This is a genomic window from Paenarthrobacter sp. 10L420 (genome assembly GCF_056395385.1).
The window spans coordinates 621,966-635,164 of the sequence record NZ_JBFTJK010000001.1 but is presented as its reverse complement, the minus strand read 5'-3'; the positions used below and the strand labels follow the sequence as shown (position 1 = coordinate 635,164).

Genomic DNA, 13,199 nt, shown 5'->3' with positions numbered 1-13,199 from the left:
TCCAGGGAACTTACGCCGCCACCGATACCGTAGTAACCGGCATGGAAGAATCCGGCGCGAAGGCTATCCCGCTGGGCCCGATTCCGGCCATGATCAGTTGAGCTCCAAGCGCTGCCACCATGGCACCATTGTCCGTGCAGAGATCCAGCGGCGGCACGTGCAGCTTGATGCCCGCCGACACGCACCGTTGACCGGTTAATTCACGTAGCCGCGAGTTGGCAGCAACGCCACCACCCAGCAGCACGTCAGTGATGCCGTTCTCCTTGCAGGCCAGGACCGCCTTGGAACTAATGACGTCCACCACGGCTTCCTGGAATGCCGCTGCAATATCGGCTACAGGTACTTCCTCACCGCGGGCTTCGAATTGCTCCACGCATCTGGCCACCGCGGTTTTCAGGCCGCTGAAGGACCAGTCGTAGCGGTGCGGTCCCTTTTCTTCTGCGGTGCCCATGTATTTGGGTTGCGTAAGGCCGCGCGGGAAGCGGATCGATTTGGGATTGCCCTGGCGTGCGAGTTTGTCTATGGCTGGACCACCGGGGTAGCCAAGGCCCAGGATCCGGGCCACTTTGTCGTAGGCTTCTCCGGCGGCGTCGTCGATGGTGGAGCCCAGGAGTTCCACGTCATCTGTGATGCTGCGAATGCGGAGGATCTCCGTGTGTCCACCCGAAACCAGAAGCGCACCGAGGTTCTGCGGCAACTGGCCGGCACCCAAGCCGGCGGCAGCACCGGCGTCGGGCCTTGCCTCCAGCAGCCCCACGCCAACGTGCGCTACAAGGTGGTTGATCGCGTAGAGCGGCTTGCCCGTGGCGACGGCCAAGGCCTTCGCGGCGCAGACACCCACCATGAGGGCGCCGGCCAGGCCGGGACCGGAGGTGACAGCAATGGCATCGATGTCCTCCAAGGTCACCCCGGCTTCGTGCAGCGCTTCCTGGAGGGTGGGGACAAAGGCGTCAAGGTGGGCGCGCGAAGCGATCTCCGGGATGACGCCACCAAAGCGCACGTGCTCGTCCATGGACGAGGACACCGTGTTGGTCAGCAGCGTTGTGCCGCGCACGATTCCGACGCCGGTTTCGTCGCAGGACGATTCGACGCCCAGCACCAACGGCTGCTTCGGCTGTTCTGGATAAGGGCCGCTCACGCGTTGGCTCCTTCTGTGGAATGTGGCTCGTTGAGGGGTAGGCGCATGATCAACGCGTCCGTCCCGTCCCGGTAATACCGCGGCCGGACATGGATCTGCTCAAATCCGAAGCGCAGATACAACTGCTGTGCGCGGGGGTTGTCCGCCCGCACCTCCAGGAGGACGTCCGCGGCACGACGCCGCCGCGACTCTTCAATCAGTTCGGTCAGAATGGCAGAACCGATGCCCTTGCCTTCGAATTCGGGAACGACGGCGATCGTCTGGACGTCCGCGATCGGCTCAATGCACATCAAGCCGGCGTACGCCACGATCTGGCCCGCAACCTCGGCCACGACATAACGGCGGGTCTCCGGCTGGGACAACTCGTCGAAGAACATTTGCAGGGGCCAGGCATCCACAGGGAACAATCGTCGTTCCAAGGCTTCCACGGCCGGGACGTCAGCCTCCGTCATGTCGCGCAGGGAAACTCCGGCGAGCTCCAGGTTGGGCGAAAGTTTCACAGTTCCCCTTTCATCACAGGGCACGCTTCCTGGGACCCGGCACTTGGGCGTCGGATTCGCGCAAGTACAAGGGTGTGGAATCCAAGAGTTCCTGCCCTGCCGTCAACCGGGCCAGCGCCACTTGGCCAAGGGAGGCCGCGTCCGGCTGTGTGTCCGCAAAGTCTTCGTCCCCACGGAGGACGTCGGCGTACAGTCCAGCGCCGGCCCCGAACACGGGAAGGTCCGGCAAGTCCGAGGCGAAACCCACATGCGGTCCGTCGATGAGTTGGGGTAGCTGGCCCTCCTCCAGGACGTACCGTGCCCAGTAAACCTCTTTGCGCCGGGCGTCAGTGGCCACCAGGAATTCGGGAACAGCCGCAGTGGACTCCGCCACTTCAAGGGCGATCGCATCAAGGCTCATCAGGCCATACAGCGGTTTGTTCCAGACGAAGGCCAGGGTGCGTGCGGTTGCTATGCCCGAGCGCAGCCCGGTAAACGGTCCGGGCCCCACCCCTGTGACGATCACGTCAATGTCCGCGCCGGTAACCCCTGCTCCGGCCAGGAGTTTCTCGATGCCGGGTGCAAGGACTTCGGCATGGCTGCGGGTGTCCTCGGTGGAGAAGGAATCCACCACGCCTTCCATGGCAACGTCCGATATCAGCGCAGCGCTGGCCACTGCTGAAGTGTCGATGGCCAGGATCAGCATCAGTGGCCTCCTTCGGAGATCGTGGTTTCAAGAAGCTTCGGTGCCTCGGCCCAGCGGGGGCCGAAACCGCGGAAAACGATGGTGCGCGGTTCGTCGTCATCATCAGTGTCAAAGTCCAGGACCGTGCCGCCGCTGTCCGCAACGTTGGCCGGCACAGCACCCACAGACCGGTGAAGATCAACTTCCAGACGGCTGTCCGAGAGGTGCTCCACCCGGTCCCGCCCCCACTCCACCACGGTTACGGACGTGTCCATGGTGTTCTCAAGATCAATGTCATCGATTTCAGCAGCGGATTCCAGCCTGTAGGCATCGACGTGGACCAGGTCCGGGCCGCCAGGCCGCGGACCATCCGAAAGGTTGGGATGAATCCGAACCAGCACGAACGTAGGCGAGATGATCCCGGCACGCACGCCCAAGCCCTCTCCCAGTCCCTGAGTGAAGGTCGTTTTCCCCGCACCCAACTCTCCGGTCAGGACAAGGAGGTCCCCCGCCTCAAGCACCCCACCCAGTGCTGCACCGAGCGCGTGGGTCTGCTCCGCCGTCGTGACCTTCAGGCTGCGTTCCCACAGCGGTTCGCTTGGTTCGATCTGTGGTTCGTTCACAGCGTCGCCGTTTCCGATGCTGCCTGGGTGCCGCGTTGTACCTTCGGTTGTGCCTCAGGCTGTGCCGGAGCCTCATTGACGTAGCTGCGAGGCACGCGGGGGCTGATGCGCGTGACGATCTCGTAGTTGATGGTTCCCGCTGCGGCCGCCCAATCATCCGCGGTGGGACCCCCATCGGCACCGTCGCCGAACATCACGGCTTCGGCGCCCTTGAGGCCGGCCGCTTCTTCAGGGGTGAGCGGTCCAAGATCAATCACCATCTGGTCCATCGCGATCTGGCCCACCACAGGGTAGTTGACGCCGTTGACGCGAACTGGTCCGCCAGTGGCGACGCGCGGGACGCCATCCGCGTAGCCCAGGGGAATCAAGCCGAGCGTGGTCTCCTGGCCGGTGTGGTACTTCAGGCCATAGGAAACGCCTTGGCCTTGGGGGACCTTTTTGCAGTTGGAGAGGAGTGTGCGGACGCTCATAGCAGCGTGCAGGCCAAGTTCGGCGGAGGTAACCCCTTCGAAGGGCGACAACCCGTAGATGCCGAGCCCGACGCGGATGAGGTCAAAGTGCGAATCCGGCCGGGACAGCGCGGCGGGAGTGTTGGCGATGTGCCTGACCTCAGTATCGACGCCAGCATCCTCAGCAATGGCGAGCGCGTCACGGAAAACCGCCAATTGCTGATCCGTTTCGGGCCGGTGCGGCTCGTCGGCCACGGCAAGGTGGGAGAAAATGCCAACGACGCGAAGCAGGCCCTCGTCCTGGTATTCCATGGCTTGGCCCACCAACTGGTCCCAGTCAGCGATGGGGCAGCCGTTGCGGCCCAGCCCTGTATCCACCTTCAAGTGGACCCGTGCGGGGCGCTCCTGTTCGCGGGCGGCCGCCACGACGGCGTCGAGTTCCCACCCGGAAATCCCGACGTCGATGCCAGCGGCAACTGCGGCTTGGAAGTTGCTTTCACGGGTGTGCAGCCACGCCAAAAGGGGTGCTTCAATACCGGCGGCCCGCAGGGCGAGCGCCTCGGAAATGTGGGCGACGCCGAGCCAGGCCGCTCCGGCGTCGAGGGCGGCACGTGCCACCTGCAAGACGCCATGGCCATAAGCGTCGGCCTTCACCACAGCCATGACGGAAGCCGGGGAGGCAATAGCAACAAACTGGCGAACGTTGTGCCGCACGGCCTCAAGATCGATCACGGCGGAACGCTCCAGCACCGCTGACTTTGCCATGGAGGTCTTGGACCCGATCCCGATATCTGCAGCTGCTTCGTAAGTCACCCTAGAGATTCTAGTGGTGTGGGTGAAGAGGGGTTAACTGCCGGCTCTGCTACTGGGCATCTGACAAGTGGGCGATCGTGGCGCGGGCTCGCCGTTGGGCTTCGGCGGGGATGTCCTTCACGATCGGCTCAAGGAACGCGAAACGCCGCAGCCACTGGCTCGATTGGCGTTCCTTCCTCGCGTTGGCACGCTGCCACCAGTCCGCGATGTCGCCCCAGCCAGGTGCAGCGAGGGATCCGCCAACTTGTTGCACGGCCAGCGAGGCACAGAGGTTCGCGAACCGCAGGCGGTCCCCCAATCTCCACCCTGCCAGAGAGCCCACAATGAAGGCCGCCCCGAAACAATCACCGGCGCCGGTCGGATCGTACGCAGACACCGGCAACGACGGCACCCATTCCTCTTCGCCCGTCTCCGAGTCCACGGCCATGGCGCCCTGCGCACCTAATGTCACCACAGCCACTGGAACGCGATCGGCCAAGGAATACAACGCCGCCCAGGGGTCGGTCTTGCCCGTGAACGCCATGGCCTCCGGGGCGTTGGGCAGGAAAGCGTAAAAATGTTCCAGTTGGTCCAGCCTGCGCTGGGACCACTCTCCGCTCGGGTCCCAGCCCACCACGCCGAAAAGCTTGGTTCCCCCTGTCTTCGCCGCCAACATCCACGGTTCCAACTCCTCGTCCAGATCCGCGACGGCGGCGAGTGCCTTGGGCGGCTGTCCGATCAGCTCCGAGGCCTTGATCGGCGCCGGGTGCCCGTGGGTGACCATGGATCGATCCTGGTTCACGCACATGGACACCGTCACCGGCGAGTGCCAGCCCGGGACGCGGCGCGACAGGGACAAGTCCACGTGCTCCTGGCTTTCAAGAATCTGCCAGTTGTAATCGCCGTACCCGTCGTCGCCAAACGCTGCCGCCAGGTTGGTCCTCAGGCCAAGCCGGGCTGCTGCGATCGCTTGGTTTGCAACCCCGCCCGGGCAGCTGCCCATGCCTTCGCTCCACACTTCAGTTCCGGGCTCGGGAGAGTGCGGGAGTCCCGTGAAAATGATGTCCTGGAAGACCGTTCCTGCCAGGAGAAGGTCGCATTGGCCATCGCCCTCCGTGCGCACGGCGGCAAGGGGATCAAAACGTCGCTGGGGCATTGCGTCCATGCACGGCAGACTACGCTGCGCCTTCCGGGCTGCATAGACTCGGATCATGCGGCTCATGATCGCCGGTGGCGGCGGATTCCGGGTACCCCTTGTGTACCGTGCGTTATGTACGGGTCCGTTCGCGGGGCTGGTGCACGAGGTGGTGCTCTACGACGTCGATCCCGCACGTCTCGCGGCCATCGAAGCTGTCCTCCGCGATATGCCCACCCCGGAAGGCTCCCGGCCCGCCGTCGTGATTTCCACGGACCTGTTGCAGGCACTCACCGGCACCGACATGGTCTTTGCGGCGATCCGCCCTGGTGGAACGGAAGGCCGGATCGCCGACGAACGCGTGGCCTTGGACCTGGGTTTGCTGGGGCAGGAGACCACGGGCGCGGGCGGTATCTCTTACGCCCTCCGCACCATTCCGCACATGCTGGAGCTTGCCGAGGCCATGCTGCATCACTGCCCGGATGCGTGGCTCATCAACTTCACCAACCCCGCCGGGATGGTGACCGAGGCACTCGTGCCGGTGCTGGGACGAAAGGTCATTGGGATCTGTGATTCCGCCGGCGGCCTGGTCCAGCGCGCGGCACGGGCTGCCGGTTCACCCCTCCAAGAAGGAACGCTCGACGGCGTGGGCTACTTCGGGTTGAACCACCTCGGCTGGCTGTACCGGCTGGCACCCGGCGGCCGGGACCTGCTGCGGGACCTGTTATCGGATCGTGGGGCGCTCGAAACAATCGAGGAAGGGCGTTTGTTCGGCCAGCACACGCTGGAGAAACTCGGTTGCCTGCCCAATGAATACCTTTACTACTACTACGAAACCGAGCAGGCAACGCAAGCCATCCTAAAGCAACGCGAAACACGCGGGGCCTCCATCCACCAGCAACAGAGCACGCTCTACCCTTCCCTGGTGGAATCCGCCAACGCCTACGCCCTGTGGGATGCGGCCCGGCGCTCCCGGGAGGAAGGCTACTTGGCCGAGGCCCGTACTCACGGGGAGCACCGCGACGAGGAAGACCTCGCCGGGGGCGGCTATGAGCGTGTGGCATTGTCCGTGATGCGGGCTCTATCCGGAGGTGGGACCGCCCAGTTGATCCTCAATGTCCCCAATTCACCCGTCTCCCCCTCCTCGGCAAATGCGGCGGAAGTCGCCGTGCCCGGGCTGCCGGGGGACGCCGTCGTCGAAGTTCCCTGCGAAGTAACGCCCGACGGCGCCCTGCCGCTTGCGCAGGAACGGCCCGGAGGCCAGTTCCTCACCCTGATGCAACACGTCAAGGAAGTGGAGCGGCTGACGGTCCGGGCAGTGCGGGACGGTGACCGCGACGCTGCAGTGGAAGCCTTTGCCGCCCACCCGCTGGTAGGTTCGGCGTCGCTGGGCGCGCAACTCCTTGACGGCTACGAGGCAGCCTTCCCGGATCTGCGGCGACTCTGGAAATGATTTGTGTGGGCTCCTAGAGCTTCCGGTACATCACATGCAGGCCGACGTAGCCGATTTCAGGGTGATCGAAGGCCTCAGGGACCGTGGCCAGGATGCGGAAACCCATCGATTGCCACAACCACACCGCGCGGACGTTGCTCTCCACCACAGCATTGAATTGCATGGAGCGGAATCCTGCCGCTTTGGCTTCCTGCAATGAGTAGGCACACAGAGCCCGTGCAATTCCCTGGCCAGAATGTTTGGAGCTCACCATATACCCGGCGTTCGCCACATGGCTGCCGCCACCGGCCTGGTTCGCGTGGAACTCGCCGGTGCCCAGGACCTCGCCTCCGGGATGCGGCCCATCCGCAGTACGCACCGCCACAAACGTTTGGCCCGGCGCTTCCTTCATCCACTTCAAACGGGCAGCTTCTTCAGTGGTGTCGCGGTCCCAGGTGAAGGTCTCCCCCTCACGGATGATGGGCTCCATGACGGACCAGATACCGGGCCAATCTTCGGATGTGGCTGGGCGAATGTCGAAAAGGGTTTCTTGGCTCACAGCGCACACGCTAGCAGCCTTGTCCACTTAGCCGGGATTGCTTGGCCACATAGCCGGGATCGGCGCCATGTAGTGCTCGGCTTCAGGAGTAGTGTTTTCTGCAGGGCAAAAGTGGTTTGGCTTCACAAGTTGGCTTCACACGAAGGAGGAAAGTGTGCCGTTGATCCGGCGGGTGGCATTCCTTTCACTGCACACCTCCCCCATGGAGCAGCCAGGGGCAGGTGACGCTGGGGGGATGAACGTCTATGTGCGGGCACTGGCCCTCGCACTGGCGGAGTCCGGCGTAGAGGTAGAGATTTTTACCCGTTCCACCAAAGCCGGCCAGGCCGCCGTCGAACATCCCGGTCCAGGTGTATGCGTCCACAACGTCCTGGCCGGACCGCGGCGGAAAGTCCCGAAGGAAGAATTGCCTGCCCTGCTCCATCAGATGGTGGAGCAGATCGATCGAATCCGGCACGAGCAACCGAACGGCCGCTACGACGCCATCCATTCGCATTACTGGGTGTCCGGGGTTGCGGGTCTGGAATTGTCTGAGCTCTGGGGTGTTCCGCTGATCCACACCATGCACACCATGGCGAAGGTCAAGAACCTTGTTCTCGAGTCCGGTGAGCGCCCCGAGCCGCGGCGTCGGGAGGAGGGCGAGCAGAGGATCGTTGATGGAGCTACCCGTCTCATCGCCAATACAGCTTCCGAGGCAGACGAGCTGGTCTCCCACTACGGTGCAGATATCGACAGGATCGACATCGCGCCTCCGGGCGTCGACCTCCAGATCTTCACGCCATCATTCCGTCGTAAATCCCGAGCCCAGCGCGATGTCAGGCCGGACAGCTTCCATATTCTGTTCGCGGGCCGGATCCAACGGCTCAAGGGTCCCCAAGTCTTCGTCAAAGCAGCCGGCATCCTGCGAAAGCGCAGGCCGGACATCGATTTGGAAATGACCATTCTGGGCTCGCTCAGCGGCGCCAAGGACTTCAACCTGCAGCACATCATCGAGGAGGCCGGGCTGGCTGACATCGTCACGCATCGCCCGCCGGTTGTAGCGCCCGAGCTTGCCAGCTGGTTCCGCTCCGCCGACGTCGTAGTGATGCCCTCTTTCAGCGAATCCTTCGGACTTGTGGCCTTGGAAGCACAAGCGTGCGGGACCCCCGTGGTGGCCACCAACGTTGGTGGGCTCTCTCGCGCCATCTCCGATGGACGGACAGGTATCCTCGTGGATGGTCACGATCCTTCCGACTGGGCTGATGCCCTCGAGGATTTGTACGACGACGTCCAGACACGCGAGGACATGGGCCGTTTGGCCGCAACCCATGCCGAATCCTTCGGCTGGCAGCGCACTGCTGCGATCACCCTGGAAAGCTACCGCGAATCTGTCAGCGGCCTGCTGGTCCCCCGGCGGTGAACCTCACGCGGTTACTGGCTGCTGACTGATAGATTGTCGCGCACAGCGTAGGCGGGCGCGGAGCGTCGGCCTACACAGCGTAAGCACTAAGCCGAAGGACAACGATGTCTGAAAACAAGGGCCTGAGCGATCTTGAGATAGCCCATAGCGCCACCATCCTGCCCATCGAAGAGATTGCACGACGGGCGGGCATCAACGTGGACGCATTGGAACTTTATGGGCCTTACAAAGCCAAGATCAATCCGGCCAAGCTCGTGCTCCCTCAGGGCAAGGCGCCCGGCAAGGTAGTCCTCGTTTCAGCCATGTCCCCCACGCCTGCGGGCGAAGGCAAATCGACAACCACTGTAGGCCTCGCTGATTCCCTCGCACGCGCCGGCCACAAAGTGATGATCGCACTCCGCGAACCGTCGCTGGGACCCATCCTTGGCATGAAGGGAGGAGCAACGGGTGGCGGCTACTCACAGGTGCTGCCCATGGACGATATCAATCTCCACTTCACCGGCGACTTCCACGCCGTCACCTCGGCCAACAACGCCCTCATGGCACTCGTGGACAACCACATCTTCCAAGGCAACCACCTCGGAATCGACCCCCGCCGCATGACGTTCAAACGGGTCATCGACATGAACGACCGCTCCTTACGGGAAATCATTATCGGGCTGGGTGGTCCGGCCCAGGGCGTACCCCGGCAAGATGGCTTTGACATCACAGTGGCCTCCGAGATCATGGCCGTTTTCTGCCTGGCGACGGACTTGAACGACCTTCGTGCACGCTTGGGCCGCATCACTTTCGGCTACACCTTCGACCGCCAACCCGTAACTGTTGCGGACCTTGGGGTGGAGGGTGCCCTGACTCTGCTCTTGAAGGACGCCATCAAACCAAACCTTGTCCAGACCATCGCCGGGACGCCGGCACTGGTCCATGGTGGGCCCTTCGCCAACATTGCCCACGGGTGCAACTCGCTCATAGCAACCCGGACCGCGCAGCAACTTGCGGACATCGTGGTCACCGAGGCTGGATTCGGCGCGGACCTGGGTGCCGAAAAGTACATGGACATCAAGTCCCGCATCGCTGACGTGGCACCGTCCGCCGTCGTTGTCGTGGCAACGATCCGGGCGCTCAAGATGCAAGGCGGAATTCCGAAGGACAAACTCAGCGAGCCCAACGTCGACGCTGTAGCCGCTGGGGTGGAAAATCTCAAACGCCATGTTGGGAATGTCGCCAAGTTCGGCATTTCGCCGGTCGTCGCCATCAACAAGTTCGCCACCGACACAGACGAAGAACTCCAGTGGCTGCTGAAGTGGTGCGCAGCGGAAGGCGTGGAAGCCGCCGTCGCCGATGTCTGGGGCCGTGGCGGCGGAGGCGATGGTGGGGACGAACTTGCGGCGAAGGTGGCAGCGGCAGTGCGAGGGCCATCAAATTTCCACCACTTGTACCCGCTGGAGCTTTCTGTGGAGGACAAGATCCGGACGATAGTGCAGGAGATCTACGGCGCCGACGGCGTTGAATTTTCCGTCCCGGCACAGAAGCGACTTGTGGACATTCAAAAAAATGGGTGGGGCGGACTCCCCGTCTGCATGGCCAAGACGCAATACTCGTTCACGGACGACGCGTCAAAGCTCGGGGCGCCAAAGGGATTCCGGGTACACGTGCGCGAACTCATTCCAAAAACAGGCGCGGGCTTCATTGTCGCCCTTACCGGAGCCGTCATGACCATGCCCGGCCTGCCCAAGGAACCGGCCGCCATGCGCATGGACGTCGATGCCGACGGCAAGCCAACCGGCCTCTTCTGACCTTCTCTCACATCGTGGCCGCTTTCCACCGATCCTCTATCACTTCCACCCGCATTTTCACCGATGCTCTATCACCTCCACCCGCCGTCCCACCGACGCTCTATCACCTCCAGGCCACATTCCACCGATGCTCTATCACCTCCACGCCACATTCCACCGATGCTCTATCACCTCCACCCGGTCCCCAAAAGGCTGACGGTACGTGAGAGAGCAACCGTCCAAATCCGGTGGTAAGTGAGAGAGGGACCGGCGAAAAGCGTCAGGATGTGAGAGAGCATCGGAAGCGCAAAAGACGCCCTCCCATGGGAGTGGGAGGGCGTCTTCTGTCAGCGTTCGAGAGTAGCGCTCGAGGGCTTGGCGTTCGGGGCTTTAGCGCTCGATGTCGCCGCGGATGAAGGCTTCAACCTTGTCGCGGGCGATGTCGTCGTTGAACTGCTCCGGCGGGGACTTCATGAAGTAGCTGGATGCGGAGAGCAGCGGGCCGCCGATGCCGCGGTCCAGGCCAATCTTGGCGGCGCGGATGGCATCGATGATCACACCTGCGGAGTTCGGGGAATCCCATACTTCGAGCTTGTATTCGAGGGAAACGGGAGCATCACCGAAGTTGCGGCCCTCGAGGCGGACGAAGGCCCACTTGCGGTCGTCAAGCCAGGCAACGTAATCGGACGGCCCGATGTGGACGTCGTCAGCGTGAAGCTCAGCCTCAACGTTGGAGGTGACGGCCTGCGTCTTGGAAATCTTCTTGGACTCAAGGCGATCGCGCTCAAGCATGTTCTTGAAGTCCATGTTGCCGCCAACGTTCAGCTGGTACGTGCGGTCCAGAGTGACGCCGCGGTCCTCGAACAGCTTGGCCATCACGCGGTGGGTGATGGTGGCACCGATCTGGCTCTTGATGTCGTCGCCCACGATCGGAACACCCGCTGCAGTGAACTTGTCAGCCCACTCCTTGGTGCCAGCAATGAAGACGGGGAGGGCATTGACGAAGGCCACGCCGGCGTCGATGGCGCACTGGGCGTAGAACTTGGCAGCCTGCTCCGAACCAACGGGCAGGTAGCAAACCATGACGTCTACCTTGGCTTCGCGAAGGACAGCAACGATGTCGACGTCCTCCTCGGGAGCTTCGACGATGGTCTCGCGGTAGTACTTGCCCAAACCGTCAAGGGTATGTCCACGCTGAACGGTGACCCCGGTGGCAGGGACGTCGGCGATCTTGATGGTGTTGTTTTCGCTGGCGCCGATGGCGTCGGCAAGGTCCAGTCCAACCTTCTTGCTATCAACGTCGAAAGCAGCAACGAACTGAACATCGTTGACGTGGTACTGGCCGAACTCGACGTGCATCAGACCCGGGATCGTGGCCTTGGGGTCAGCGTCGCGATAGTACTGAACACCTTGGACCAGCGATGCGGCGCAGTTTCCTACGCCGACAATGGCAACACGAATCGGATGTGAAGACACGGAACTCCTTTTGAGAACTAAACCTCAGGTGCCAGGCGCAAACTCTGACTGAGCTCAGAGCACGACTGATTGGCACGGCGCCAGTTGGCGCACACTTGCATTGTAGCCAACAGAGAAGGGGCCGGCTTTGTTCCCGCCGGCCCCTCCTGTTTTATGTCTTTTCCCTCGGTTTACTTCTGCGCCCACAGATTGATGTCGGATTCGACGGCGAACTCGTCGATCGCAGTCAGCTCCTCTGTGGTGAACTTCAGGTTGTTGATGGCGCTCAGCGTGTCTTCAAGCTGCGCAACGCTGGAGGCCCCGACAAGCGCGGATGTTACGGGAGAGCCCTTCGGCTGGTCACGCAGAATCCATGCAATGGCCATCTGTGCGAGGGTCTGTCCACGGCCCTCGGCGATGGCGTTGAGTCCCCGAACGCGGTCCAGTTTGTCCTCCGTCAATGCGGATTCGGAGAGGAACCGTTCCTTGGCGGCCCGCGAGTCAGCCGGAACACCATTGAGGTAGCGGTTGGTCAGCATCCCCTGGGCAAGAGGAGAGAAGGCGATGGAGCCGGCGCCCACCTGGTCCAGTGCCTCGTAGAGGTTCGGCGAACCGTTCTCGGTCCATCGGTTCAGCATGGAGTAGCTGGGTTGGTGGATGAGCAGAGGGGTGCCGAGTTCCTTCAGGATCCGGGCTGCCTCGAGCGTCTGCTCGGGGGTGTAGGAAGAGATACCCGCGTACAAGGCTTTGCCGGACCGGACCGCGTAGTCCAGCGCCCCCATGGTTTCCTCCAATGGAGTTTCGGGGTCAGGCCGGTGGCTGTAGAAGATGTCCACGTAGTCCAGGCCCATGCGCTGCAGGGACTGGTCAAGGCTGGAGATCAGGTACTTGCGGGATCCCCATTCACCGTACGGGCCCGGCCACATGTAGTAGCCGGCCTTCGTGGAGATGACGAGCTCATCACGGTACGGCTTGAAGTCGTCCTTGAGGTGGCGCCCGAAGTTCGTTTCTGCCGATCCATCCGGCGGACCGTAGTTGTTGGCGAGGTCGAAGTGGTTGACGCCCAGATCGAAGGCACGGCGCAGGATGGCGCGCTGTTCGTCGAACCGCTTGTCGTCGCCGAAGTTGTGCCAAAGGCCCAGCGAGATAGCGGGGAGCTTGAGACCACTGCGTCCAACGCGGCGGTAGGGCATGGTTTCGTAGCGGTTTTCCGCAGCCGAATAAGTCATACGTACCATCCTGCCACTGCACAGATCACCGTGTTCGGGCTGTCCGCAATGT

General features: G+C 62.7%; 12 protein-coding genes. 3 read left to right on the top strand and 9 right to left on the bottom strand.

Annotated elements, in window-relative coordinates:
• Positions 1–10: 10 nt before the first annotated feature.
• From tsaD to AC1DD5_RS03070, 6 genes are read right to left on the bottom strand one after another with little or no spacing between them, the layout of a single operon-like run.
• Positions 11–1,138: a tRNA (adenosine(37)-N6)-threonylcarbamoyltransferase complex transferase subunit TsaD gene (gene tsaD, locus AC1DD5_RS03095; RefSeq protein ID WP_477520588.1), complete on the bottom strand. Its 1,128-nt coding sequence runs from the start codon at positions 1,136–1,138 to the stop codon at positions 11–13.
• Positions 1,135–1,638, bottom strand: coding sequence for a ribosomal protein S18-alanine N-acetyltransferase (rimI, locus tag AC1DD5_RS03090; RefSeq protein ID WP_477520587.1), 504 nt, complete (start codon positions 1,636–1,638; stop codon positions 1,135–1,137). The genes tsaD and rimI overlap by 4 nt, the downstream gene beginning before the upstream one ends.
• Before the next feature lie 13 nt (positions 1,639–1,651).
• Positions 1,652–2,323: a tRNA (adenosine(37)-N6)-threonylcarbamoyltransferase complex dimerization subunit type 1 TsaB gene (tsaB, locus tag AC1DD5_RS03085; RefSeq protein ID WP_477520586.1), complete on the bottom strand. Its 672-nt coding sequence runs from the start codon at positions 2,321–2,323 to the stop codon at positions 1,652–1,654.
• Complete coding sequence (gene tsaE / locus AC1DD5_RS03080; RefSeq protein ID WP_477520585.1) at positions 2,323–2,925, bottom strand: tRNA (adenosine(37)-N6)-threonylcarbamoyltransferase complex ATPase subunit type 1 TsaE; 603 nt, start codon at positions 2,923–2,925, stop codon at positions 2,323–2,325. The genes tsaB and tsaE overlap by 1 nt, the downstream gene beginning before the upstream one ends.
• The gene (gene alr, locus AC1DD5_RS03075) at positions 2,922–4,187 is read right to left on the bottom strand and encodes an alanine racemase (RefSeq protein ID WP_477520584.1); all 1,266 of its coding nucleotides are present in this window, start codon (positions 4,185–4,187) and stop codon (positions 2,922–2,924) included. Before alr ends, tsaE begins: the two co-directional genes overlap by 4 nt.
• A 49-nt stretch (positions 4,188–4,236) precedes the next feature.
• Positions 4,237–5,331, bottom strand: coding sequence for a carbohydrate kinase family protein (locus tag AC1DD5_RS03070; RefSeq protein ID WP_477520583.1), 1,095 nt, complete (start codon positions 5,329–5,331; stop codon positions 4,237–4,239).
• A gap of 46 nt (positions 5,332–5,377) precedes the next feature.
• Between AC1DD5_RS03070 and AC1DD5_RS03065 the strand changes: the two genes are divergently transcribed.
• Positions 5,378–6,754, top strand: a complete 1,377-nt coding sequence (locus AC1DD5_RS03065) for a family 4 glycosyl hydrolase (protein ID WP_477520582.1) — start codon at positions 5,378–5,380, stop codon at positions 6,752–6,754.
• A 13-nt stretch (positions 6,755–6,767) separates the two neighbouring features.
• Here the strand turns inward: AC1DD5_RS03065 and AC1DD5_RS03060 are convergent, their stop codons facing one another.
• On the bottom strand, positions 6,768–7,301 hold the full coding sequence (locus tag AC1DD5_RS03060; protein WP_477520581.1) for an N-acetyltransferase family protein: 534 nt from the start codon (positions 7,299–7,301) through the stop codon (positions 6,768–6,770).
• 145 nt (positions 7,302–7,446) lie between these two features.
• On the opposite strand from AC1DD5_RS03060, the gene mshA reads away from it, so the two are divergent.
• Both mshA and AC1DD5_RS03050 read left to right on the top strand, forming a co-directional pair.
• Positions 7,447–8,691, top strand: coding sequence for a D-inositol-3-phosphate glycosyltransferase (gene mshA / locus AC1DD5_RS03055; protein WP_442004091.1), 1,245 nt, complete (start codon positions 7,447–7,449; stop codon positions 8,689–8,691).
• Between the two features lie 104 nt (positions 8,692–8,795).
• Positions 8,796–10,484 carry a formate--tetrahydrofolate ligase gene (locus AC1DD5_RS03050; RefSeq protein ID WP_477520580.1) on the top strand — a complete coding sequence of 563 codons (1,689 nt, stop codon included), beginning with the start codon at positions 8,796–8,798 and terminating at the stop codon, positions 10,482–10,484.
• A 369-nt stretch (positions 10,485–10,853) separates the two neighbouring features.
• Here the strand turns inward: AC1DD5_RS03050 and AC1DD5_RS03045 are convergent, their stop codons facing one another.
• Positions 10,854–11,939 carry an inositol-3-phosphate synthase gene (locus AC1DD5_RS03045; protein WP_477520579.1) on the bottom strand — a complete coding sequence of 362 codons (1,086 nt, stop codon included), beginning with the start codon at positions 11,937–11,939 and terminating at the stop codon, positions 10,854–10,856.
• Positions 11,940–12,109: 170 nt separating this feature from the next.
• Entirely contained in the window at positions 12,110–13,147 is a 1,038-nt protein-coding gene (gene mgrA / locus AC1DD5_RS03040) for an L-glyceraldehyde 3-phosphate reductase (protein ID WP_477520578.1), read from the bottom strand.
• Positions 13,148–13,199: the final 52 nt, after the last annotated feature.

Bases quoted from the DNA above. Each gene is read 5' to 3' on its own strand.
- tsaB (WP_477520586.1), bottom strand. From the start codon at position 2,323: ATGCTGATCCTGGCCATCGACACTTCAGCAGTGGCCAGCGCTGCGCTG.
- AC1DD5_RS03070 (WP_477520583.1), bottom strand. From the start codon at position 5,331: ATGGACGCAATGCCCCAGCGACGTTTTGATCCCCTTGCCGCCGTGCGC.
- AC1DD5_RS03065 (WP_477520582.1), top strand. From the start codon at position 5,378: ATGCGGCTCATGATCGCCGGTGGCGGCGGATTCCGGGTACCCCTTGTG.
- AC1DD5_RS03050 (WP_477520580.1), top strand. From the start codon at position 8,796: ATGTCTGAAAACAAGGGCCTGAGCGATCTTGAGATAGCCCATAGCGCC.
- mgrA (WP_477520578.1), bottom strand. From the start codon at position 13,147: ATGACTTATTCGGCTGCGGAAAACCGCTACGAAACCATGCCCTACCGC.